Source organism: Lentilactobacillus sp. SPB1-3 (assembly GCF_026913205.2).
Taxonomy (GTDB): domain Bacteria; phylum Bacillota; class Bacilli; order Lactobacillales; family Lactobacillaceae; genus Lentilactobacillus; species Lentilactobacillus terminaliae.
Genome location: NZ_CP168151.1, coordinates 1,744,366 through 1,769,141 on the forward strand (window position 1 = coordinate 1,744,366; position 24,776 = coordinate 1,769,141).

Annotated in this window: 26 protein-coding genes and 1 riboswitch; of the genes, 5 read left to right on the forward strand and 21 right to left on the reverse strand. The window is 39.2% G+C overall.

Features of this window, described 5'->3' with window-relative positions; translation table 11 throughout:
- Positions 1-82: 82 nt before the first annotated feature.
- From O0236_RS09275 to O0236_RS09290, 4 genes are all read right to left on the reverse strand, one after another.
- Positions 83-814: a glycosyltransferase family 2 protein gene (locus tag O0236_RS09275; RefSeq protein WP_268913333.1), complete on the reverse strand. Its 732-nt coding sequence runs from the start codon at positions 812-814 to the stop codon at positions 83-85.
- A gap of 67 nt (positions 815-881) precedes the next feature.
- Positions 882-1,457, reverse strand: a complete 576-nt coding sequence (locus O0236_RS09280; protein WP_268913334.1) for a TetR/AcrR family transcriptional regulator — start codon at positions 1,455-1,457, stop codon at positions 882-884.
- 468 nt (positions 1,458-1,925) lie between these two features.
- On the reverse strand, positions 1,926-2,519 hold the full coding sequence (locus tag O0236_RS09285) for a stage II sporulation protein M (protein ID WP_268913335.1): 594 nt from the start codon (positions 2,517-2,519) through the stop codon (positions 1,926-1,928).
- Positions 2,520-2,569: 50 nt separating this feature from the next.
- Entirely contained in the window at positions 2,570-3,277 is a 708-nt protein-coding gene (locus O0236_RS09290; RefSeq protein ID WP_268913336.1) for a GTP pyrophosphokinase family protein, read from the reverse strand.
- A gap of 99 nt (positions 3,278-3,376) precedes the next feature.
- On the opposite strand from O0236_RS09290, the gene O0236_RS09295 reads away from it, so the two are divergent.
- Entirely contained in the window at positions 3,377-4,540 is a 1,164-nt protein-coding gene (locus tag O0236_RS09295) for an MFS transporter (RefSeq protein WP_268913337.1), read from the forward strand.
- Between the two features lie 65 nt (positions 4,541-4,605).
- Here O0236_RS09295 and O0236_RS09300 read toward each other — a convergent pair whose 3' ends face one another.
- The 10 genes from O0236_RS09300 to O0236_RS09345 all read right to left on the reverse strand — a co-directional run bounded on the left by O0236_RS09300 (position 4,606) and on the right by O0236_RS09345 (position 12,997).
- A complete protein-coding gene (locus O0236_RS09300; protein ID WP_268913338.1) occupies positions 4,606-5,046 on the reverse strand; it encodes an Asp23/Gls24 family envelope stress response protein in 441 nt (146 codons plus the stop codon).
- Between the two features lie 28 nt (positions 5,047-5,074).
- Complete coding sequence (locus O0236_RS09305) at positions 5,075-5,488, reverse strand: Asp23/Gls24 family envelope stress response protein (protein WP_268913339.1); 414 nt, start codon at positions 5,486-5,488, stop codon at positions 5,075-5,077.
- Between the two features lie 18 nt (positions 5,489-5,506).
- The gene (locus O0236_RS09310; RefSeq protein WP_268913340.1) at positions 5,507-5,698 is read right to left on the reverse strand and encodes a hypothetical protein; all 192 of its coding nucleotides are present in this window, start codon (positions 5,696-5,698) and stop codon (positions 5,507-5,509) included.
- Positions 5,699-5,710: 12 nt separating this feature from the next.
- On the reverse strand, positions 5,711-6,259 hold the full coding sequence (amaP, locus tag O0236_RS09315) for an alkaline shock response membrane anchor protein AmaP (protein ID WP_268913341.1): 549 nt from the start codon (positions 6,257-6,259) through the stop codon (positions 5,711-5,713).
- 159 nt (positions 6,260-6,418) lie between these two features.
- Positions 6,419-7,324, reverse strand: coding sequence for an EamA family transporter (locus tag O0236_RS09320; protein WP_268913342.1), 906 nt, complete (start codon positions 7,322-7,324; stop codon positions 6,419-6,421).
- Positions 7,325-7,943: 619 nt separating this feature from the next.
- Entirely contained in the window at positions 7,944-9,515 is a 1,572-nt protein-coding gene (locus tag O0236_RS09325) for a hypothetical protein (protein WP_268913343.1), read from the reverse strand.
- A gap of 139 nt (positions 9,516-9,654) precedes the next feature.
- Positions 9,655-10,308 (reverse strand): thiamine phosphate synthase, encoded by a 654-nt coding sequence (gene thiE / locus O0236_RS09330; RefSeq protein WP_268913344.1) that lies wholly within the window; start codon positions 10,306-10,308, stop codon positions 9,655-9,657.
- The gene (gene thiD, locus O0236_RS09335) at positions 10,292-11,119 is read right to left on the reverse strand and encodes a bifunctional hydroxymethylpyrimidine kinase/phosphomethylpyrimidine kinase (RefSeq protein WP_268913345.1); all 828 of its coding nucleotides are present in this window, start codon (positions 11,117-11,119) and stop codon (positions 10,292-10,294) included. The genes thiE and thiD overlap by 17 nt, the downstream gene beginning before the upstream one ends.
- Positions 11,120-11,133: 14 nt before the next feature.
- Positions 11,134-11,922 carry a hydroxyethylthiazole kinase gene (thiM, locus tag O0236_RS09340; RefSeq protein WP_268913346.1) on the reverse strand — a complete coding sequence of 263 codons (789 nt, stop codon included), beginning with the start codon at positions 11,920-11,922 and terminating at the stop codon, positions 11,134-11,136.
- Between the two features lie 58 nt (positions 11,923-11,980).
- A riboswitch (TPP riboswitch) is annotated at positions 11,981-12,087 on the reverse strand.
- Positions 12,088-12,112: 25 nt separating this feature from the next.
- On the reverse strand, positions 12,113-12,997 hold the full coding sequence (locus tag O0236_RS09345; protein ID WP_268913347.1) for an oxidoreductase: 885 nt from the start codon (positions 12,995-12,997) through the stop codon (positions 12,113-12,115).
- A 145-nt stretch (positions 12,998-13,142) separates the two neighbouring features.
- Between O0236_RS09345 and O0236_RS09350 the strand changes: the two genes are divergently transcribed.
- The 3 genes from O0236_RS09350 (at position 13,143) to O0236_RS09360 (ending at position 15,954) form a co-directional block, all read left to right on the forward strand.
- A complete protein-coding gene (locus tag O0236_RS09350; RefSeq protein ID WP_268913348.1) occupies positions 13,143-13,991 on the forward strand; it encodes an aldo/keto reductase in 849 nt (282 codons plus the stop codon).
- A gap of 133 nt (positions 13,992-14,124) precedes the next feature.
- On the forward strand, positions 14,125-15,525 hold the full coding sequence (gene rlmD / locus O0236_RS09355; RefSeq protein WP_268913349.1) for a 23S rRNA (uracil(1939)-C(5))-methyltransferase RlmD: 1,401 nt from the start codon (positions 14,125-14,127) through the stop codon (positions 15,523-15,525).
- 12 nt (positions 15,526-15,537) lie between these two features.
- Complete coding sequence (locus O0236_RS09360; protein WP_268913350.1) at positions 15,538-15,954, forward strand: hypothetical protein; 417 nt, start codon at positions 15,538-15,540, stop codon at positions 15,952-15,954.
- Positions 15,955-15,993: 39 nt separating this feature from the next.
- On the opposite strand, the gene O0236_RS09365 is transcribed toward O0236_RS09360, so the two are convergent.
- The 3 genes from O0236_RS09365 to sfsA form a co-directional block, all read right to left on the reverse strand.
- Positions 15,994-17,832, reverse strand: a complete 1,839-nt coding sequence (locus tag O0236_RS09365) for a protease pro-enzyme activation domain-containing protein (protein WP_268913351.1) — start codon at positions 17,830-17,832, stop codon at positions 15,994-15,996.
- A gap of 57 nt (positions 17,833-17,889) precedes the next feature.
- On the reverse strand, positions 17,890-18,384 hold the full coding sequence (locus O0236_RS09370) for a flavodoxin (protein WP_268913352.1): 495 nt from the start codon (positions 18,382-18,384) through the stop codon (positions 17,890-17,892).
- A 94-nt stretch (positions 18,385-18,478) separates the two neighbouring features.
- Positions 18,479-19,168, reverse strand: a complete 690-nt coding sequence (sfsA, locus tag O0236_RS09375) for a DNA/RNA nuclease SfsA (RefSeq protein ID WP_268913353.1) — start codon at positions 19,166-19,168, stop codon at positions 18,479-18,481.
- Between the two features lie 205 nt (positions 19,169-19,373).
- On the opposite strand from sfsA, the gene O0236_RS09380 reads away from it, so the two are divergent.
- On the forward strand, positions 19,374-20,576 hold the full coding sequence (locus tag O0236_RS09380; RefSeq protein WP_268913354.1) for a PTS transporter subunit EIIC: 1,203 nt from the start codon (positions 19,374-19,376) through the stop codon (positions 20,574-20,576).
- Positions 20,577-20,682: 106 nt separating this feature from the next.
- Here the strand turns inward: O0236_RS09380 and O0236_RS09385 are convergent, their stop codons facing one another.
- From O0236_RS09385 to O0236_RS09400, 4 genes are all read right to left on the reverse strand, one after another.
- Positions 20,683-22,617, reverse strand: a complete 1,935-nt coding sequence (locus O0236_RS09385; protein ID WP_268913355.1) for an elongation factor G — start codon at positions 22,615-22,617, stop codon at positions 20,683-20,685.
- A gap of 139 nt (positions 22,618-22,756) precedes the next feature.
- Positions 22,757-23,530, reverse strand: a complete 774-nt coding sequence (locus O0236_RS09390) for an ABC transporter permease (RefSeq protein WP_268913356.1) — start codon at positions 23,528-23,530, stop codon at positions 22,757-22,759.
- Positions 23,530-24,405 carry an ABC transporter ATP-binding protein gene (locus tag O0236_RS09395; RefSeq protein ID WP_268913357.1) on the reverse strand — a complete coding sequence of 292 codons (876 nt, stop codon included), beginning with the start codon at positions 24,403-24,405 and terminating at the stop codon, positions 23,530-23,532. The genes O0236_RS09390 and O0236_RS09395 overlap by 1 nt, the downstream gene beginning before the upstream one ends.
- Entirely contained in the window at positions 24,402-24,770 is a 369-nt protein-coding gene (locus O0236_RS09400) for a GntR family transcriptional regulator (protein WP_268913358.1), read from the reverse strand. Before O0236_RS09400 ends, O0236_RS09395 begins: the two co-directional genes overlap by 4 nt.
- Positions 24,771-24,776 lie beyond the last annotated feature (6 nt).

A 24,776-nucleotide genomic window follows, 5' to 3' on the forward strand; every position in this document is an offset into this window, starting at 1 on the left:
ATAATACCGTTATCAAAATTAACTATCAACTAAAACGCACTTTGAAATAGTAAGCCAGCTATCATTGCTTAGTAGGTACAAATCAGATCTTAGCTCCCATCTCATCAATATGGCGGCGAACTTCATGTTCACGCTCTCGCTGCTTAAATGACGCACTATGAATCGTACTTCCAGGACGAGAAATTTTGTCATATAGTGGTTGAGCATCAAACAAGAAATTATTTGTCGCATAAACATAATCTGCGGTGAATAGTAAGTCTTCTGCAAGATCCAGTGTTTCGTCAAATCGAATTTGTTTATCACGAAGAATGCTGACACGAAAGGCTTTATTCCAGACGTAGCCACCAATTAAGTTACCTCGGGTATTGATGGAATCACAAACTTCTCGTTTTGATACTTCGATAAGTCCCTCATGTTCCAACTGACCCGCACCACGGAACCCCCAACGATAGCCGACAGTGACCATATCAATCTTAGGATCACTCATGCCAACCGCCATGACTTGCAAGAATTCTGGATCAACAATATCGTCGCCATCCACAAAGGTCAAGACGTTCCCCTTGGTTTCATCAATTCCCATATTGCGGGCCTTTGACACGCCAACGTGATCCTTTAATGCGATTACTCTGAATCGTGAATCTAATTTTTCATAACGCTTGGCCACCGTAACCGTTTCATCAGTTGAGGCATCGTCGACAACCAAGACTTCAAACTGTTGATACTTTTGATTAGCAAGTGCATCTAGGGTCTTACCAATATAATCCGCCAGGTTGTGAGTTGGGACAACCACAGTAATTAATACATCATCAGTCATCATTATTCCCCCTTAAATTTCAACCAAAATTGTACGCCAGAAAAGGTCAAAATCAACTAAAAAGGTTCTATTGCATATACCGGGTAACGATATCGGCAAGGACACTGGCAATTTTTTCTGGATCTGTTTTATAATCATGGTCTTCAAAGTCAAAGTAAAAATTAATGACGACTCCCACCAATGCCGCATAACTATGTTCAGGCGCAACTCCGCGAATACGAATAATGACCGGTCGCCAATGTTCATAAAATTCAGGATTTTGATTAGTCATGTTTCTTAAAACAGTGATTTTACTGCTATTGATCAATAATAATTTCACTTCTTGATGGTGGTCTTGAACGAATTTAAATAATGCAGAAAAATAAGTTTTGACTAACTGATGCGTATCTCCGAGTGAATCGCCACCAGTGACTGGATAGTCATGCTTGATTTGAATGATCTGTTTGATAGTATTTTCTTGAACTTTTTCTAACAGATCATACTTATCAGTATAGTAAGAATAAAAAGTTGTTCTGTTAAGACCAGCTTCATCTATAATCGATTTCACGGTTATCTTATCAATGGTTTGTCGATCTAATAATTTAAAAAGCGCGTTTCTTATCTTTATTTTGGTGCGCTGTACCCGCTTATCATTATCATTCATAAAAAATTATTCCTTTTTTTGCTAATTAACCAACATTATACTACATTGTGTTGTTGAAATGTTTTACCTAAATGCCTAGAATAGTTTTAGTGAAACGGTAAACCGTTTTTTCATAATTCCCACATACTAAAGACATCGTTTTAATTGTGATATTTGTAAAGACCATCAACGGTCAGTGATAACATGTCCATTGTGAAATCACTTATTCAATTGACGATACTTCCTTAATTTTGTTAGCGACCGGCTCCCCACCGGACATGTTTCGTCTATATCATATACGTTTCTGGAATGCCATCTCATTACCTACTTTCCAGAACTCCCCCAATTTATTTGATATTCTTTATAGTAATAACTATAGACACTACAAGCACTTACCGAAACAGCTAACAAAATGCAAGATAAATAAAAGCACTAGCGTGGATTCCCCTCCACTACTAGTGCTTTTTTGTATTCTAACTTAATTACTTACTACTTGATAATAAAGTTATGAATTAAGATTGGCGTAATATTTTGTTCGATAATCGCAGCAATGAACAACAATGGCAATACATATACTAACGTATCGATAGCCGTCGTTTTGACCATTTCACCAAAGGTCTCTGATCGTTGACGATGCCTTATAAATCGATCAATCATGTACCATGCCAGTCGAGCACTAATGGCCGCCGAAATAATTTGACCTGGTATCTCAAAAATTCCGTGAGGTAATATACCGAATAAAAATAACAAGATTGGCTGTGGCCCAATAGTTAGAACCGCACCAACAGATGATGCATTAAACAAAAGGAACAGATAGTACAGTGGAATTGGAATTAATCCTAAGACAATAATCGTCAAAGAACTACCGAAATTATGGAAAAATAATGGTAAAAAATTATGTGAACTAGCACCGCTACTATCGCCACTAAGTGAAGATGTTAAAAGATGTTTAGCAGCTTCAGTCGATGATGTTAATTCAATACCTGCATAGACAACAATCCAAATAACCACCATGATTAATAAGAACTGCCAAAAACGCTTGCGGTAATCTGTGTTGAATCTCCCTAAACTTTCTCTAATCATAATCTTCCCCTCCTTACATGTTGATATTATAAGACATTTTATGGCAAAACTTATGATTGATGCTCATCGTTTTCAGACTGAAGCCCAGTAAATATGCGTTGCATGTTTTCTTCAATACCAAATAATGCGTTAGCATATTGAGCTAATTCAGCGGCATATTGGTCAGCCTTTTCCTGATCTGCAAAGCTTTTATAGCGTAAATCATGTTCTAGACTGGCCCAAGTATCCATCCCTACTGTCCGAATCTGAATCTCGACGGGGGCTTCTTGAACTCCTTCATCTTGAAAGACTGGGACTGATACGATCAAGTGATAGCTACGGTAGCCATTAGGTTTAGGATGGTTAATATAATCTTTTTCTTTGATTACTGTCACGTCACTTTGCTTGACCAAGGCATCACGAACTTTAATAATATCATCGAGATAATTGGTGATTACTCGAATTCCAGCGATGTCGTATATGTTGCCAAATAGATCGTTGGTGTCTACCGGAATTTGTTTACGAGAAATTTTGCCCAATAAACTGCCTGGTTCTTTCATTCGCTCTTCCATATGATGAATGGGATTGTGATCAAAGTTAGCTGAGTATTCGTCGTCCAGATTTTCTAATTTTGTGCCAATTTCATTTAATGCTGAATGTCTTAATAAATATAATTGACTGATTTTGCGGATGCTTTCATATCCTTGAGCCAAGCCAGCATCACGGAATTGTTTTTCGTACTTTTTAATACTAAATAAATTTGACCGCTGAATAATCATCGAGTCGACCTCCATATTTTTAACATACTGTCTGGTATTTATTACGCCATCTATTGTATACTTTAAATCTCGTCTTTTTTAACCATGAAGGAGGAATTTATGCAAAGTTTTAAAACAAGAAGCTTCATCCTTGTCGCCATAGGCTTTATTTTAGGGATGAGTGAATTCATTATGGTCGGAATTTTAAATGACCTTGCTAGCAGCTTTCATGTTGGTATTGCCAGCGTTGGATTATTAGTAACATTATTTGCAATTGTTTATGCACTAGCCACACCAATCTTAACGATTATGGTTGGTTCACATCGCCTATATCGCGTGATGATATTATTATTAATTATCTTCATTGCTGGCAATGTGATGACTGCCGTCGCTCCCAACTACCTAATTTTAACGATTTCTAGAATTTTGACCGCCGTCGTTTCCGGCATCACCGTCTCCATTGCCATCACTTACTCAGCAGTAATTGCCCCCAGAGAAAAACGAGCTTGGTTGGTATCTTGGGTCTTTTCAGGATTCAGCATTGCTTCAGTTTTTGGCGTTCCACTGGGAACTTGGATGAGTGGCAAATTCGGTTGGCGAACAGTTTTTTGGCTAATCGTTGGAATTTCAATTTTATTTACTATCCTATTTTCCTTGTCCTTGCCACGAGATGTTCGGCAAGGAAAGATGGATCATTTTACACAGCAACTAGCCATTTTTAAAGACCGCCGTATCTTGTTGGGAATTCTCTTGCCCACTTTAAATCTGGCTGGAGTGTATGTAGTTTACACCTATTTGAGACCGATTATCGTCGAAGGGATTAATTTTCCAGGAGCCTTTGTGACACCCATTTTGTTTGTCTATGGATTCGCATCATTAGCAAGTAACCAAGTAAGTGGTCGCATCGCGAACTATGATGGATTGACCACGATGCAGAAAATATATGTATTGCAAATTGTCGCACTGATTGCCTTACCACTTTTATTCAAACTACAATGGTTAGCGTTAGTTGCACTAATTATTCTTGGGTTTACTATGTATTTACAAAATTCACCTATGCAGCTATTTTATTTAGAAGTGGCCGAAACTGACTATCCACAATCAATCGTCATGGCCTCTTCTCTAAATTCAATTTTTAGTAATCTGGGAATTGCGATTGGCTCAGCCACTGGTGGAGTGATGGTCAGTTCCTTGGGGTTGCCTTCACTGGGATTTGGTGGTGCCTTTTATACAGTATTAGCACTAATTGTGTTGGTAACACTAAACCACGTTCGCAATAAATAACTTATTAACCAAAATAAAAACTTCCGAATTTTTCAATAAGAAAATTTGGAAGTTTTTATTTTTTATCATGATTCGTGATCATGTTTATCACTTTTATCCCGTTTTTTCTCTGACTTTGGTTCGTTCTTTTTAGCCCATTCATCACGTGTTAGCATGTCTTGAACAGTCAAATCGATTTTGTCGACCTTCATGTTAGTCATTTCTTCAACTGAGTTAGTGATCTTTTGAGACATCTTGTTGAATACTTGTTCAGCGTTGCGGCCGTATTCTAAGATGGCATTGATTTTTAACTCAACCCGGTTATCATCTTCGTTCATATTAACGTCAACGCCAGCTGTAGGATCGTCACCGCTAGAAAGTTTGTCAGTCATCTTTTCGAAGACGTTACCTTCTAGGTCTAATACTCCATCAACTTCGCAAGCTGTTTTACCAGTAATTTTAGCAATTACATTATCATCGAAAACCATTTTAGTTTCTGGCATGTTAGTAGTTGTGTTGTTTGACATAGTATATTCTCCTTTTCTAAGAACGTTATTATGAAGTTTCTTCAGTGCTCAATGCTGAATTTGGTTTACCAGAGTTACTATCCTTCCACTCTTTTTTGCTCATAACTTCATTGATGTGCAAGTTCAGTTCTATAACTTTGAGTCCAGTTAATTTTTCAATTTCTGCGCTAACTACATTACAGATTTGGTTGAACATCTCACGGATATCATGGCCATATTCAACAGTGGCGGTCATATCCAAGGCTACTTGCTTATCACCAACATCAGCGGATATTCCTTGGGTAGGGTCACTCTTACTACGGAAACGATCAGTTATATTACCAATCACACCACCATCGAATGACAAAATGCCCTCGATATTTCTGGCAGCTAGGCCGGCAATCTTTTCGATAACTGAATCTTCAAAAGTTAAGTTTGCTTGTTCAACTGTTGGGTTTTGCATTGCAATTCCTCCCATCTTCTACTTTCTTTCAATGTTCAAGGCTGACATCGTGGAATCGAGTAACTGTCTAAGAATCACCCGTGAATATTTAGCAACCAAATATCCAACGATTCCAATTAAGCCCACTAGTAACGCATTTAAGAATCCAAACGCTACCCAGACCGTTCCAAATATCATGGCGATCAATGCGCCACTTAACTCGGTATTCATCGCAATCCCTCCTTACATAACCTTTAAGCGTTGCGTCGATTTGCTAAGAGGAACTAACCGCACCTTAGTTTTACTGGGAATCCCCAGATGTAAAGCGAGACAGTTATCAACAACTTGCTGAATTTTCTTAGCAACTGTTCGATAATCATCATCACTCAAGTTAATTGCCTTCACGTTCGCTTTAACACGTTGGCCAGAGCGATTGATGCTCACCTTAGTTTCAATATTTCCAACTAGGTTGCTATCAGCAATCGTTTGATTGACCATTTGTTCCAACGAATCTTTTGAGACAACTAAGTTCCCCTGATTACTGCGAAATTGCAGATCTTTTTGGGTCGTCCGACTAATTCCTAACAGGCCGAAAATAATCAATACTAACAAGATTGTCATTCCTGCTAGCACCAAGGCTGTGATCTCTGTCGCACCTTGATTATTGATCCACGCTGTTTCAAACCATTCGGACAGGTACGGAATGTGTACGATGATTGAAATAAACCAGACGGCTTGGACTAGTGCAACTAATGAAATTATGCCAATAATCCATTTAATATACCGATTCATATTTCGCTCATCCCTTCCCTAAAATCATTGATCAAGAATTCATAACTTCTTGATTACCCAAAAGATAACATGGATGTAATGCTTATCTCAATATATATGCCTACAATAAAAAACGCTTTAAAGTCTTTACACATCGAGACTTTAAAGCATTTTTAAAAACTAGTATTTAGTTCCTAGGGCCTGAATAAATGTAGTTAACAATATCAAAGCTCCTCCGATAAGTTCTACTGAAGTTAACGGTGTTCCTAATACCGTCACGGCAAGAATTGTAGCAGTTAATGGTTCAAAGGCTCCTAACATACCAGTCGTAGTCGCCGAAATGTATTTCAAACTACTGAGATAAAAATAATAGGTGAAGACAGTTCCGACCACCACGATAATGGCCACCCAGAATAACAAGTCAGGAGTTAATGGAAGCCCACCAGTATTCGTAAATGTGTTATAAAGAAATGGCAGACCACCTATCAGCATTGCCCAACCAATCACGAAACGTGCGTCATACTTTCTTAGCAAATGGCGAGGCATTAATGTATAGACCGCTGTGGCCACCCCGGCCATAACTCCCCAAAATAGTCCCCGAGGCGTCAACGCTAATTGATCAAAATGACCATTGGTAGCTAGCATGAATGTCCCCAGCAGAGCAATTACAATGGAGATCGTATCAATTCGGCGCGGAAGTTTACTACTAATAATAGCTACATAAATAATAATGAAGAGTGGTCCAAGGTTTTGTAGCACGGTCGCCGTTGGCGCATTGCTATAGTTAACGGCGCTGAAGTAACACAGTTGTGAAGGCATCATCCCTAATAGACCAAACAAAATCAATATAATCGTGTCATGCCGATTTTTAAAAATCTGTAGTACTTTGGCACCATCAGTAATGAGCGACCAGATAATTAGAAATGATCCGGCGAAGAATAACCGTACACCCACTACCCAGACTGGGGATGCGTGGTAAGTGGTAAATACATATTGAGCGATAGTTCCAGAAACGCCCCACAGGATAGCTCCCAGTACAACATAAAAGATGCCCTTTGCGGAATGATTATTGGTAGTGGTCTGCATGTTTTAGCTCCAATCGAAAAAAGTTATATAACTAGCCTATCTGAAAACTAAAGCATCTGCAAGGTATCCTAAAAAATCATAGCCAATCACATATAATGTCATATCTGATTATGAAAATTATTTAGTTTTTTTATTTTCTTGGTTTATGGTCATAATATTCCCAAAACGCCAACCATGCGCATATTAAAAATAAGCCAAAAAATATCATAGGGACACTGAATAATCCAGAATCATAATAATTAATTACGCTATCATCACTATCATAATTTTGTGAAAGCTGGACTATAAAAGTTGTCAATAAACCCCAACAAAGAAATTTGACTGCATAATCAATGTATTTAATCATTGTATCTCCCCCAAAGATAATCAATTAATTAGAAGCGTAAAAATAGAACACACCTATAAGCATAAGAAGAATAATAATTATCACGATAAATAATAATACCTTCATCGATTGCTCAAATAGTGAGCCTTTCATTCTATCATCACCTAACTATATTTTTGAATCGTATTTGTATTAATATTATTCACTTTTAGTTATAGCACTGTGAATTTATGAATCAATAATATACTCGGGCACAAAAAAAGACCGATAAGATTAATCGGTCTTTTTACGTATTTAGTTAAGTGGCTTGCTTGAAACCATCAACTCAGGTGGCCAAAGAGCAAGTAAGTAGCCATAACCTTCTTGGTCAAAAGCTAAACTTTCAAACTCACGTTTAGAATTGAATGCTTGGTAATGAATATCGCTAGCACCAAACTTACCTGAGCGAACCAAGTTAGCTGGAATTGAAGTTAGGATATCATCTGAAACAAAGTATACTCGACCATTTGCAGGGTTAACAGAAACACCTTGGTTAGTATCTCCACCACGATTACCTACATATGATGGACTAGCAGCAAACTTAACTGAGTTTTCATCTAGGCGTCCGTAGAATAACATGTAACCATTACCCATCTTACGACCCCAGTATGCATTACCGTCATTATCGAAGGCAAGTGTGTGAAGTTGTAAGTTAGAAGTCTTAGAACCATTGTTATGAAGCATCTTGAACTTGTATTGACGAATTGGCTTCAATGTATTTGGATCCATTTCCATCACCACATTGTCTTGATCGGTCTTTAAATCTGATAATGTGTTATCTTCTGCAAGATAAAGATGTTGATTTTGTGGATTAAATGTCAAAGTTTGTCCATGACCGATATTAACTTGTGGTGAAAGTTGAGCGGTCTGAGCAATATCAACATATTTAAACATATCAGGATTTTCGTCCTTAACTGCATCAACCTTAGTTTGGTGACCGTCGATTTGGCTTTGGATTGAGCTAAGTTTCTTGTCATAAGCCTTAACCTTAGCTTTATGACTTTGATATGACTTCATCCATTGTGCCATCTTGGTCTTAGATTGTTTAACAACCTTCTTGGCATTTTGACGAGTCTTGTAAGAGTACTTAGCTGAAGTTAATTTCTGATACTTATTACGCTTATTCTTCCAAGAATAATACCATTTCTGAGCATTTTTTTGCCAGTTTTCTTGGTTATCTTGGTAAGATTTATTCTTGTTTAAAGTATTAGTTAATGACTTAATAGCGTCAAAATCAGATTGCATCTTGCTGTAAGCTGCATCGTATTCTTGATTATGTTGCATTCCTTCATCAGTATATGGATTGAAGTAATCAAATGAACGCCATAGAGCATTAATATCAGTAGTAACACCTAACTTAGCCAATTTTGTTAAGTCGAACTTAACAATGGCACCATAGTTAGTATTACTTCCGTTAGATTCAACGAAGTAAATGTTGTTACTGTTATCCAATGCAACAGATTGGAAGTTTCCATGTTGGTAATTAGAAACGTTAAATCCATCTGGCAAGAAGAACTTAGTAGTGAACATGTTGCTTTGTGAACTTCCAGAAATAGTTTGGTAAGTGTTGCTTTCGTTAATTCCGGTTGGATCAAGCTTGTACTTAGTGTACTTGCGACTTTTGTTTCCTTGCGGAGTATCGTTATTAACGGTGTTAAGTGATTCTTCACTATAATCCGTTAGAACATTTCCAGCATTAACGGTCTTAATGCTACCAGCATTACCTGGTGCATCAATAACGTCGGCTCGAACTGCTGATGCTCCCGCTAGTCCTAATGACGTAAATAAAATAGTCATTAAAACTGTTTTCTTAAACTGTATCTTCATTCAAACCCCACCTCATTTTTTAGACTTACACGTTAAGTGTAAACGTTAACTATCTGAAAGTAAAAGTATAGTGTTGCATTTTAAAGGAAAAGAAAAAAAGTAATCCCAATGTAATATGAATTACTTTATAGAAACATTATTAATAATTGATTTTCTTTAATCGCTTAACGGTTCGGCGAATGTCAGTGCTTTGAGCAATCACCGAAATAACTGAACTACCTGCCACACCTGTGTGAGCCAATTCTGCGACGTTGTTTTCACTAATGCCACCAATAGCCACAATCGGATATTGACTATATTTAACCAGCTCTGCAATTCCGTCAGTACCAATGACTGGATCCGCATCATCTTTAGACTGGGTTGGAAAAACGGGACCGCTTCCCAGATAAGCTAACTCAGATAGCTGATTAGCGGCCTGGACTTGGGCAATCGTATTACACGAAAGACCGATAAACATTTGCTGACCAATTTCAGCAATCACTTGGTTAATTCTTTCATCCTTTTGACCAACATGAATCCCATCAGCCTTCACTTGTCGAGCCAGAGCGACATCATCATCAACGATGAAGGGTACCTGATACTGAGCACAAAGTTGCTGCAACTGCTTAGCCATTGCTAATTTGTCGTCACCAGTTAACGCATGTGTACCCTTTTCACGAAATTGAAAAGCAGTAATGCCAGCTTCAAGGGCCTCGGTTAATACCGAGGGTAATGTCTTCGTGGCATCCTTAATATCTTGAGTGCCACAAATGAAGTAGGCTGTCAGCATTGACCGTTTAAATTTCATCGTCATTGGCTTCTCCTTTAACATGAGCCCAGTGATTCAATGGTCCATGACCATGACCGACTTGGATGCCCTGTTCAATCGTGGCAGAAACATATTCCTTACCGATTCGAATGGCATCTTCAACTGACTTGCCCTTAGCTAATTCAGAGGTAATGCATGAAGAAAGCGTATCTCCGGTACCATGAGTGCGGTTAGTATCCACGCGGGGACTTGTCATCCAGAAACTGTCGCCATTTTCTAGTAAAACAAAGTCTGATGATTCATTGTCATCAGCTTCATGACCACCTTTAACTAACACATTTTTGGCACCCATGTCTTGAAGTTTCTGTGCTGCAACTAACATATCGTCAGAAGATTCAATCTGCATGCCAGTCAATTCAGCAGCTTCAGGTAAGTTGGGCGTTAAAATCGTGGCCAACGGAACAAGCTCTTGCTTAACAGTTTGAATGGCATCTTCTGAAAGTAATCGTGCACCACCCTTGGCAATCATAACTGGATCCACGGTTAATGGACCTAGATCATACTTCTTCAGATTAGCGACGACTGCTTTGACTGATGGAACGTCTGCCAACATCCCTGTTTTTGCCGCACGAATCTTCAAGTCATCAGCGACCGCTTTGAATTGTTCATCAATCAACTTTTCAGGCATGGCCATAAAATCTGCCACCCCAATGGTGTTTTGGGCGGTTACCGCCACAACAACGGCTGCTGAAAACACATGACGTTCCTGCATAGTTTTTATATCGGCCATGACTCCGGCACCACCACCACTATCAGTACCGGCAATCGTCAAAGCTTGAATCGTATCATTTATCATATGCTTAACACTCCTTAGTCAAATTGGGCTGTGTGTTCAACATCAGCAACACTAATCAAATGCAGTTCATCAATCAATTGAGGACCAAATGAGCCAGCCAATGGAACCTGCATCTGATTGGCCACTATTTCACCAGCAGTTGCAAATACCGTTGCTGCTACTTGGGCAGCCTCAAAGTAATCATCTTCAATGGCCACAAAAGTACCAATAATGCTGGAGAGCATATCCCCTGAACCCACATGAAGTTTGAATAAATCAGTGTTGTTATAAACTCGAATGACCGCTTGACCGTTAGTAATGATGTCGGTCTTACCACTGAGCACAACCACGCAATTGCGTTTATTTGCCAAAGCCTTGGCAATTGCTTCTAGATCAGCATCGCCTTCCCCAGCATCAATTCCCTTAGCCTGCCATTCAACATCAGCGAGTGCGGCAATTTCACCAGCGTTACCACGAATCACAGCGACATCAACATTATCTAGTAGCTCATTGCAACGATCCAATCGATATTTCACTGCACCAACTGCCACAGGATCCAACACGATTGGTTTGTGGTATTGGTTCGCGAATTTAGTGACCGCAGCAATCTGTTTTAACTGACCCTCAGTAAATGCTCCTAAGTTCACGGTTACCGAATGGGAGATGTTGACCATTGCTTCGGATTCATTTTCTTCTTCAGACATAATTGGTGAAGCCCCAATTGCGTTAATTCCGTTAGCCACATCTTGGACTGTCACGAAATTGGAAATATTAAATGCAATGGGATTCTTTTGCCGTAATTTATCTAACAATTCAATTTTCATATGCGCTCTCCTTAATAAAAATGCCGTCGCCCAGACATTGCGTATGGACGACGGCTTAAAAAGTCGAGTGACACATTCCCTACGCAAGTGTTGGCTTACAGGTTCAAAGGGATCGAGTTGTTCAAACTCATCTCAGCTGCTATGGCAGCACCCCTAGTGTTTAACTAGTTATTCTATTTATACTATAAGATTACTTGGTTTCTGTGCTTGGGTCAACTTGATTGCGTTGAGACTTTTCTTGGTTGACCATTCGTTGGGCCATAATGCGGACCTGTTCCATCAAAGCATCAAATGCCTTATCTGGCAAAAGACGTTTTAACATAATCGATGCTTTGGCACCATAGCCACCACTGTATCTGGCTTTAGGCTTGGCAGAAAAGGCTGCTTGATCAACCATTCGAGCAATTACCATCGGTTTAGATGCATAACGATATGACAACTCGAAGAAGTCAGCTAACCGACGACTAGCACCAGCATAAGGACCATCACTAGAACTTTCTTTTAACTTATTCATAGCGATAGAACTCCAATTTGATTCAATAGCACCGGGTTCAATTACGACCACATCAATGCCAAATTCTTTTAATTCTTCTCTGATTGAATCACTCATTCCTTCAATCGCAAATTTAGAGCCAACGTACCAACTACCGAGTGGCATCCCTGTCTTACCAGCCATTGATGACATATTAATAATTCGGCCACTGCCTTGTTTACGCATGAATGGTAGAACTGACTGAATCATTTTCATGGCTCCAAAGACGTTGACCTTAAATTGATATTCGCCATCTTTAAGCGGTACTTCTTCCACAGAACCGAACGAACCAAAGCCAGCATTATTAACCAAAACATCAATCCGACCAGCATCCGCATAAATATTTTGGATAGCTTCATCAACACTGTCATAATCAGCTACATCTACATATCCAGTCGTAATACCTAGATCATCTAAATCATTCATCTGATCTACGCGGCGAGACAAAGCATAAACTTGCATTCCATTTCGTTTGAGGTGTTTGGCGATTTCTTTACCGATACCTGAAGAACCGCCCGTCACTATTGCCACTCTTTTTGTCATTAAGTACGCCCCCTAAATTATTTTTACTACGTTCATAATACCATTATTTATGATAGCGTTAACTATTTAGAATTTTAAACTGAATAGTTGAATTTTAAATTTGTTAGGAATAAAATTTTAGTATCAAATTTAAGGAGGAAACAAAATGTCATTAACTGATACTTACACTTTGTACAATGGAGTGAAGATTCCTCAAGTTGGTTTTGGAACCTGGCAATCTGCTGATGGGGATGAAGCCTACCAAGCCGTTAAATGGGCTCTTGAAGCAGGTTATCGTCACATTGATACTGCTGCTGCGTACGGCAACGAAGAAAGCGTGGGCAAAGCCATTAAAGATAGTGGTATTCCCCGTGACGAATTATTTATCACTACTAAACTATGGAATGAAAACCATGGCTATGAAGAAACTAAGCAAGCCTTTGGTGAGTCTCTAGAAAAATTAGGTTTGGATTATGTTGACCTTTACCTAATTCACTGGCCAAACCCAGCTAAGTTCCGTGATAACTGGAAGGAAGCTAATGCTGGTAGTTGGAAAGCATTTGAAGAATTCTACGAAAACGGTACCGCTAAGGCTATCGGAGTTTCAAACTTCAGACCTAAGCATTTGGACGCCTTGTTAGAAACTGCTAAGATCAAGCCAATGGTCAACCAAATGTTCATCAACCCTTCAGACATGCAGCCTGGAATTGTTGAATATAACGATGATCACGATATCTTGACTGAAGCTTACAGCCCTCTTGGTACTGGCTCAATCTTCAAGATTCCTGAATTAAAGGATATTGCTGATAAGTACGGTAAGTCACCAGCACAGGTTGTTCTACGTTGGTCTCTTCAACATGGCTTCTTGCCACTACCAAAGTCAGTTCACCAAGAATACATCAAAGCTAACACTGACATCTTTGATTTCGAACTTACTGAAGATGATGTTAAGACCATTGATGGTTTCCATGGTAAAGCTGGTTTAGCAACTGATCCAGATACAACCAAATTCTAAACTTCATTTAAACAACACTTAAAGTCCGCTGAGGTTATCTCAGCGGACTTTTTTAATGCTGTGCCAGAACTGAAATGTTAAAATGTGTTATCATGTCTTATACTGCTTACGATTTTATATTAAGGAAGATTTAATGGAAAACTATAATTCATCATTTTACGAAACAGACGATGTTCGGGTTGATCCCGGGCAACAATTCAATCTCAAAATTAAACGTTTAGGGATCAACGGTGAAGGAATCGGCTACTATCAACATAAGTTAGTCTTCGTTCCTGGCGCCCTCCCAACTGAAACAGTCACAGTAGAAGTTCAAAAAGAACTCAAGAACTTCATTCGTGCCAACCTGGTAAAAGTCTTAGAATCCAGTGCAGATCGAGTAGAACCTGTGGACGATTACGCAAATAACGTTGGTGGTTTCGAATTAGAAAACCTGTCTTACGACGCTCAATTAAAGTTCAAGCGTGACATCATTGCTGAAACTTTGGAAAAATTCCAACCAGAAGGCTACAAACGCTATAAATTATTACCAACGATTGGAATGGACACTCCAGTTGGTTATCGAAATAAAGCAACTTTCCAAATTCGCGAACAAGACGGCAAAATAGTAGCCGGTCTTTACAAGTCACGGAGCCATGAAGTGGTTGATTTAAAAGAATCTGCGCTTCAACACCCACTGACTATGAAAGTCATGCGAGCAATTGTCGACATGATTCAAGAATTAGGCATTCCAGTCTATGATGAAGAAAAGAACTCCGGCATTATCAAAACTGTTGTGGTTCGTGTTGCTGCCGCTACTAACGAAGTTCAAGTTACCTTCATTACTCAAAGTAAAAAATTATTAAAGAAGCATCAATTAATCGAACGCATTCATGGAGAATTACCAGAAGTTGTTAGCATCGCTCAAAATGTTAATCCTGGTGAAACATCCCTCGTTTGGGGTGATGAAACCATGGTAATTGATGGCAAAAACACCATCACTGAACGCATTGGGGATGTTAACTTCGACTTATCCGTGCGAGCATTTATGCAGTCCAACCCATACATGATTCCTGCTTTGTATGACGAAGCTTTCAAGGCTTTGAACTTACGATCAAAGGACCGTGTCGTTGATGCCTACTCTGGAGTTGGAACCATCGGTTTGACTATCGCCAAAGACGTCCGAGAAGTTCGGGGAATGGATACGATTGCTGAAGCAGTTGAAGACGCTAACGTCAATGCCATTAAAAATGGGATTATGAATGCTAGTTATGAAGTCGGCAAAGCTGAAGAATTACTACCAGCTTGGATTGAAGAAGGTTTCAAGCCGGACGCAATCATTGTCGATCCGCCACGTACTGGTTTGGATGATGCCTTGATCGACACCATTTTAAAGACAGAACCTAAAAAGTTCGTTTATATTTCATGTAATCCATCAACTCTAGCCAGAGACTTAGTTCAATTAACAACTAAGTATCGGGTTGAATACATTCAATCCGTTGATTTATTACCACAAACTGCCAGAATTGAATGTGTTGTTAAATTCATTAAAAGGTAAGGAGTCGAGTAAATGAGAAATCCATTTGGTAACGGAAACGATGACGATGAGAATCAAAATATGATTCCCATTCCACCTAACTATGCCACTATCACTAAACCAGAAACTGGCGAAATTAGAATTGCCAAAGTTGGCTTTTCATTTACTAGTTTACTGTTTAACGTTTGGCCATCTGCTTTTAGAGGCGATTGGTACAATTTATTGTGTATGCTAGGAGTGCAATTTGCACTTTCAATGGGCTTAGTCATGTGGTCTCCAATTCCCCTAAACCAGATTGAACCAATGGCCAACTGGGCCCTTGGAATTCTCTGGGGATTCTTATACAATATGATGTACTTCAAACACAAGTTCAACCAAGGATTTGTTCCTGCTGATGAACGATCAAAACAGTTGTTAATGCAGGCTAATTATTTAAAGGCTGATAAATAAAGAAAAGCTTCACTACTTTTAAGTAGCGAAGCTTTTTTGTTATTGATTATCAAATTTTTGATACAACTTATCAAAATTAATTGTTCCTAGACCAGTAGCCTGATTATATAACTTACCTGGTTGGCCTGTGTAATAAAGATTATTATTGTTCTTATCACTATCTAAGACATTAAATGGGGTATCTGGTTGAACCGCAAACCGATAAATTTGTGGATTCCAGAAACCGACTGGTTGAGATAACTTACTATTTAAATCTGCATTAGCTGCAGCGATTTGTGGGGAAGCAAAACTAGTCCCACCATCAACCATCCAGGTAGTTTTATTTTTACCCTTCTTATTTGTGAATGTGGCCACTGTTGCATAACCGGTACGAATATCTGAGTTAGCTGAAACATCAGGCATATTGCGACCAGAACGCTTGCCAGTAATCATCTGTGGATCGTGATTTAACACAAAACGACCATCTTTATAACTCAGTAATTTAATCGCTCTGAACGTGCCAACTCCTGAAACACCAGCTTGGTATCCTGGAAGAGGATTTAAAGTTGAAAATCCGCCACCGCCGCCGGCAAACATACCAGCCTTTAATTCAAGACCATCAAGACTGTAAGTATCCCCCCAAGCTCGTTCTTGTTGAACGTTAATCAACTTACCACTAACCACACTTTCATATGGCAGTGTGGTTCCACCAACATCAGTTACATACGGTGAACCAGTTGGGAAGTCATGCTGTTCTTTACCACTTAATGAGTTGATATCATATGGTCCGTGATCTCCAGCAGCATTGAACACAGAAATTCCTTGTAAAGCCGCCTGCTTAAGTAATTGGTTAAACGCATTGTTATATTGCCGAGTAGTACCACTTTCACCAGCAACATACTTTAATCCTTCGGTACCAGCACCAAAACTAGTTGATATTTGTTTATCAATATTGTCATTGATTGCCTTAGCAAAAGTCGTATATAAAGCGGCATTGCCAGTGATATTATCATTGACTGAATCACCGATATACACATCAATGTTAGCCTTAGGTGCAACTGAACTAGATTGCTCAACATCTAATGAAACCTCAAGTTGACCAATATACCTGTCTGTCGATACCCTTCGACTATAGATTTTATTCATTGCCGCCGCTGATGAATAAACATAGTGATTATGAATACGACTAGTGTCTCCAGATAACCCATTTTGTTTCAGATAACGACTTACATCGGGTTTACGATAACTACTTAGAGCAATTAAACCGACAGATTGACCAGAACCATCAGCACCGTTATTGATCATATTGGTTAAATTATACCGATCAGTAAACTTCTTAGCACCATATTTTTTAGAAAATGTAGTGGCACTTTGGTTAATATTAGGCTTTTGATCAGTTGGTTGAACATGGGTAGTGAACTTACCGGAAGTCTTGCCCTTTGGCCCTTGTAAGCCAATTACTGTCAATGTCTGGCTGCTTAATGACTTAGGTAAAGAAGTTTTGGTATAAGTATATGATCTATGCTTCGCATTCTTAGCCTTAAAAGCCTTAATTAAGTTACTCCGAGTCCCAGTGACTGTGAGCACTAAATTACTGTTAATCGCTTTAGAAGATAAATGATATTTTTTAAAGTATTTTTGAAACTTATTAACGGTTGCGTTACTTTGACCATAATTTTGTTTGAATTGATCGGTTGATAAATACTGATGATACAGTGGCGAATTAGGATCAGTAACATCAAGGACACGATTCGTTAAATCACCGGAATTTCGCGCTTTTAAAACTACCGTTGTTGTCGTAGTCTTTGCCTTAGCAGCATACGCAACACGGTTGGCCGAAATTACCCCCAGTAGAATTGGCACCACAAATAATGGTGCCTTAAGCATTTTTTTATTCATTATCATCGAACTCCCCTAAAACGAATTTAATACATTCAGTTTACCACGTTAACTTAATTAGTATGCCAAATGAATCCCCGCAATTTCTGCTTTCAAATGATCTATATCACCATCGCAACGAAAGCCCGCAATCATCAGTGCATGTTCATCGTCAATCAATTGTTGCATATGTGGCTTAGTGGCCTCAAATGGTGTACTGGAACTGGTAGAAAATGCGACAATTTTTTTGTCGGCAAAACTAAACTTATCAAATAACGAATCAATAATCCGCGGTGGCTCCCCCCACCAAGTCGGATATCCAATAAAAACAACATCATATTGATTTATATCATCGATTGCAGTTGCAACCGGTGGCATTAATTGCAATTCTGTTTCGTGCTTAGCAATTTTAAAGTACTGGTCAAAATCTTCTGGATAAGGATTTACCGGCTTAATTTTCTGCATTTTACCGCCAGTAACATCTTGAATTTGTGTAGCAGCACTTTCAGTGTTTCCTGATAATGAAAAATATAAAATCAAAGACTTAACATCTTGCCATTCATTTTCAGCCATCAATACCCCTCCTTATTACATGATAACGCGTATCTGATACCGCTTACCTAAATCTTAGAATACCATGAATAAATTATCAACACTCGATTAACAATTAATAGAAGTTAATTAGTTCATTCAATGTCATTTCATCTGGAGTGACGTGGCAATTACAGGCAACTACCTGCACGCCAACCGCTTGTGCTTCAGCAATTGCCGTAGCTAACAATGGTGCTAACGGTTCGTTAATTCTCATCTGGTGAACATAATCCATTTGAACAACAAAATACAAGTAGGCATCACTTCCATTTTTGGTTGCCTCAGCCAATGTGTGAACGTGTTTGACTGCTCGAACCGTTGGTGCATCCGGAAATTGAGCTAAGCCACCATCTTCTAAGGTCACTCCCTTAGTCTCTAACCAACAATCTCTACCATCCTGAGTTTCGCCCCAGAAATCAATTCTAGAATCAGCCAACTTAGTTTCAGGTTTGAATCGTTGTAATGGTTGGATTCCTGGTACAACAAGTGAGTTACCTAGCGTCTCTTTTACCACTGCATTGGGTGCTTGACTATCAACGTTGACCCAGTGACCCAGTTTATTAACTGCCACTAAATCATAGGATGTCTTGCGATTAGGATTGTCGCTAAATACTAGACTGACTTCATAACCTGGTACTAAAAGTTCATGATTACGGCCAGTATTCTTTAAGTGGGCCTCGACATCTTGACCGTCAAGATCACAAATTACCGTGAAGCGATTAATTTTTTTAACGAACCTAGCAAGATGAAAATTGGCGTATTTCATCGGTAACCTCCAAAGATTTCTTCTTAATTATTTATTATACGCTCATGCCTATCCTAATGGCTTTCACAGCGTTTTCAAAAGCTAGCAAACGCTTTAACATCAATACTTTTATGTAACAAAACCAATACAAAACGAGCAAAAGGATTGCATATTTTCTGAAAATAGGTAGACTAGCAAAAGTGATTTTTTTAGGAGGAAATTTAATTTGTCAATTACTAAAATTTTGCGAAGCGGTAAAGATAACTTTTTAAAGTTCATTAATACCCTCGCCGATATTTTTGTCCCAATCATTCCCGCAATCGTGGCGGCCGGTTTATTAATGGCCCTTCACAACGTGTTGACTGCCCCCCATTTATTCTCAGCGAATTCGCTAGTTCAGATGTACCCGAATATCAAAGGGTTCGCTAGTTTCATTAATACGATTTCAAATGCTCCATTCACATTTCTGCCAGTATTAATTGGCTTTGCTGCCACCAAACGGTTTGGTGGTAATCCTTATTTAGGAGCTGCTATGGGGATGATGATGGTCTCACCAGCACTTGTTAGTGGTTACGATGTTAGTGCTGCTGTTGCCAACCATACCCTTGGTTACTGGAACTTTATGGGACTTCCTGTTGCTCAGGCAGGATATCAAGGTTCCGTAATTCCGATGTTAGCTGTGGCTTGGATCTTAGCAAAAATTGAAAAATGGCTTCACAAGAAAATGCCAGAAGCTCTTGATTATACCTTTACTCCACTAATTGCCGTTTTGGTAACTGCCATTTTGACATTTATCATCGTCGGCCCAGTTATGAGAAGTGTCAGCGATGGGATTACTAATGGTCTATTATGGTTGTACAATACTACTGGTCCTATTGGAACCGGTGTCCTTGGCCTATTATATGCACCATTAGTAATTACTGGTTTGCACCAAAGTTTTCCAGCGATTGAAACTCAACTGATTGCTAATATCAAGCAAACTGGTGGGAGTTTTATCTTCCCAATTGCTTCCATCTCAAATATTGCTCAAGGAGCATCCGCACTCGCAGTGTTCTTCTTAGCAAAAGACAAGAAGCAAAAAGGCTTGGCTTCTTCTGCTAGTTTCTCAGCTTTACTGGGAATTACTGAACCCGCAATGTTTGGAGTTAACTTGAAGCTGAAGTTTCCATTCATATCTGCAATCATTGGTTCAGGAATCGCATCAATTTACCTTGGTCTCACTCACGTGTTAGCTGTTTCAATGGGATCCAATAGTGTGCTCGGATTTATCAGTATTGCCACTAACGCAATCCCATCATTCTTAATCGCGGCTGTGATCAGTTTCGTGGTTAGTTTCACGTTGACCTACGTTCATGGACTTCGTCAAACTGAAGATATTTTTGCGGCAATGATGGCTGCAGAAACTGCTCCAGAAGTTGAGACTGCTTAATTTACTGTCATGCTAAAATTCAGCATATAAATATCAACAAGTAATGCATAAATTCACTTTGTAATCAAAAAGATGGAAGTTTTCTTAATTGAAAACTTCCATCTTTTTATTTACTCACATAAGGGACATGTGCCATCTGTGGTACTTCATCCCAAGGAACTGGATATCCAGCACCATGCGCACAAAATACTGAATCTGGGGTGTTAGCCAAATCACTAACTGGTTGATAGCCTTCGCTTTCAACCACTTCTGCCTCGTTATGAGCAGGTCGATAACCATCCACCACACAATCAAGTTGGCCTTTACCATGCGTATAAGCTTGCACGGCTCGCGGATAATCCTGCATTTCAGATACAGGCGCAGTACCTATCAGTACAGCCATCTCGCCTGTCGTTGTTGGTGCTTCAAACTGCCCACTCATTGCTTGAATATCAGTCATTGCCCGGCCGATTTGATCTTGTGGCACCATCAATCTAAATCGATACCAAGGCTCCAATAGCTGAGCATTTCCGGCTTGTCGGGCCATCATTAATCCTTGGCGAACTGCGCGCCAAGTAGCTTCCTTAAAATCGCCACCAACTGAATGGACGATGCTAGCTTTACCGGCAACCAAAGTTAACTTCACATCAGTTAAGGGTGCACCAACCAGAACACTAAGTTGGGTTTTAGCCTGCAAATTACTAATAACCTGATGTTGCCAATTTTTACCAAGTACATCAACATCACAATCAGTCGCAAAAGTTAACCCAGTTCCAGGAGCTGTTGGTTCCATTAATAAATGTACTTCAGCGTAGTGTCGAAGTGGTTCGAAGTGTCCGACTCCTTCAACTGGCTGAGTAATAGTTTCTCGGTATAAAATGCCACCTTCATCAAAGTCGACATCTAAGTCAAAGCGATCATGCAGCATTTGTTTCAACACTTCTAGTTGAATCGTCCCCCTCAATTGCACACGAATTTCTTGTAATTGTTCGGACCAAGATACTCGCAACAATGGATCTTCATCCTCTAATTCACGCATAGCAGATAATACAGAGTGAACTTCTTCATTTTGTAAGTTCACGGCATACGTCAATACAGGTTGCATCGTTGGTAGTTGAGAATCGCGAGCTGTCCCTAGTCCCTGACCAGGAAAAGTATCCTTCAATCCTGGCACCACGACTATATCACCAGCAGCAACTCGCGGAACTACTTCATATTTTGTCCCGTTATATAACCGTAACTGGTTAACCTTTTGTTCTGGTAGAATCAATTCTTTAGTTGCTAAAGTTCCACCTGTCATTCGCATCCAAGTCAAACGCTCACCATTTGCATGAGATATTTTAAAGACGCTGGCGGCAAAATCTTCTTCATAAACAGTCTCCTGCGTCCATTTTGCCAACCCCGCTAATAAGTTATCGATTCCCGTCATCTTTAATCCTGAACCGAAATAAACAGGAAAAACTTGTCGATTAGCGATCATGTTCTTAATCACACCATTATCAAGGTCGCCACTATCCAAATAATTGGCTAGCACATCGTCATCTTGTAAGGCAATCTCTTCTGCATCCTCAGCTGGAACTGTTTCTGTATCCCAATCAAATGGCAAACTGCCAGCTGATAAAGTCTGTTGTAATTGGTTGATAACATCATCCCGATTAGTTCCAGGAGCATCCATCTTGTTCACAAAAATAAACGTGGGAATATTGTATTGTTTCAATAGTCCCCATAGCGTTTGGGTATATCCTTGCACACCGTCAGTAGCTGAAACCACCAAAATAGCATAATCTAACACACTTAAAATTTGCTCAGTCTGAGCCGCAAAATCCACGTGACCAGGAGTATCCAAAAGAGATACATATAAATCATCATATTTAAAATTAGCTTGATGAGAAAAAATCGTAATTCCGCGCGCTTTTTCTAAATCATCAGGATCCAAAAAGGCATCCCCGTTATCTACTCTACCGAGTGTCTTTAGCGCCCCAGTTTTATAGAGTAGTGCTTCTGACAGCGTGGTTTTCCCAGCATCAACATGGGCCACGATTCCTGCCACAATTTTCTTCATAATCATGGTTCCTCTTTTCGTTTCGCAACTGTCGGTTAACCGAACATTTTCTTCCGTACATTGTATCATGTTTCCTTAACTAGACATAAAAGAACCCTCGGTATCATAAATGACACCAAAGGCTCTTTGCTGTTGGGAATTACTCCCGTTTTAATTGTTTTCGTTCAAACATGACCTTGGTAAACCAAGACATGGCTCCTGACCACAGAACCATGGCCACCATCATACGCCAAGGCACTAAGTGAGTGCCTTGAGAATCAGTGTAACCTAAAATATATTTCATGAAATTAGCCACCCAAGTTGCGGTTTGGTCACTAACCTTAAACATGTTAACGGCGAAAGCTAGGATAACAAATAAGAACACTGGCACAGCGATAAAAATCACTCGTTGAATTCGTTTTGAAAATAACGACATTAAACTACCAATGGCAAGACCAGTTAGTGCGAATGCAAGAATCCATAACCAACTAAATACGAAGTTGGTGGCTCCTGCTAGAAAATAATTGCTAAATGTGGATTGATACATTGATGTGAAAACATTAAAGTTCGGCGAATCACGGAATGGTTGTGTCAACACGCCGAAAAGCAAATTAACCGTATTGGCGATCAATGTAACAAGTATTAATGAAATAACTTCTCCCCTAAAGAAAGTTATTCGTGAAATTCCGTTTTGAATCAGTAACTTGAAGTTAGTGTAAGTTAACGACGAGATCACAAAAACAAACGCTGTAACTAAAAATCCAATTGGAGTACCAGCCAGTTGATCAGTGAATGAAAAGTCTTGAATGGTACCAGTGATTAAGGCTAATAATGCCGGTAATATCAACATTACTACGATAGTCCATAAGTACATTTGTCCGACCAAAGAAATCTGGTGTTCAAACAAATACTTACTAACTTGTTTAACTTTCATTAGTAGCTCCCCCCATTTCCTTGAATATTAGTTAAAAAGATAAATAGTTTTTGTAGATCAAAACTGCCAACCTGCACTGTATCAGGGATTGGTCGATCATCGTTTAAATTACCAAACACATAATTAGTTTTCAAATTACTCATTTGCTCGCTGCCGATAACGTTTAAACCATTAGTGTATTGGTCAACTTCTTCAGATGGGCCGACAACTGAATGATTTTTGGTCAAGATACTTTCAACTGATTGATCTAGCAGTACGTGCCCCATATCGATCATCACAACATCACTCACGATGTTAGCGACTTCTTCAATCAAATGAGTTGAAATGATAAAGGTTCTTGGACGATCTGAGAAGGTCTGAATCAATTCACTATAAAAGAGTTCTCTGTGATTAGCATCTAGTCCCAAGACCGGTTCATCTAACAGAATAAACTTAGCCGGAACTGACAATGCCACGATGAGTTTAAAAATTGAATTATAACCGGTTGAAAGCTTACCAAACTTTTGATTAAGATCTAAGCCAAATTTGGTAGCGAGGCTTTCTGCTAATTCGTGATCAAATCCGCCATATAGCAATTCAGTATCCTTCATAATTTTGGTTAACTTATCACCATCATTATATAAGTCGACCTCACTCATCAAATACATCATGCCAAGCTTACTATCATTATCAGCAACATTTTCTGAATCCATATGAACTTCACCACTATTGGCAAAGATTCGGTCAGTAATAATGTTTAATAACGTCGATTTACCAGCACCATTTCGGCCAAGCAAACCATAAATTTTCCCCTCTTCAAACGTCAAACTAATATCGCTTAGGACATTATGTGATCCGAACGCTTTAGAGACGTGATCAATCGATAACAAACTCATTCAGTAAAACCTCTCTTTATTTGATTTATTAAATCTTCCTCGGAGATATTCAAACTCTTGGCTTCAGTCACCAAGCTTTTAACGAAGTTATCATAGAATTTACTTCGACGATCTTCAAGAATCTTTTCTCGAGCGCCAACTGTAACAAACATTCCTAAGCCCCGACGCTTTTCAATCAATCCCTTATCAACAACCATATTCATTCCCTTTAACACGGTGGCTGGATTAATGTGAAACTCTTTAGAAATTTCAGTGGTTGAAGGAATCTGTTTGCCCTCATCAAAACCACTAGTAACGATGGTTTCTTCAATTTGTTCTGCAACTTGCCGATAAATCGGCTCCGAACCATCGAATGAAAACTGCATGTGATC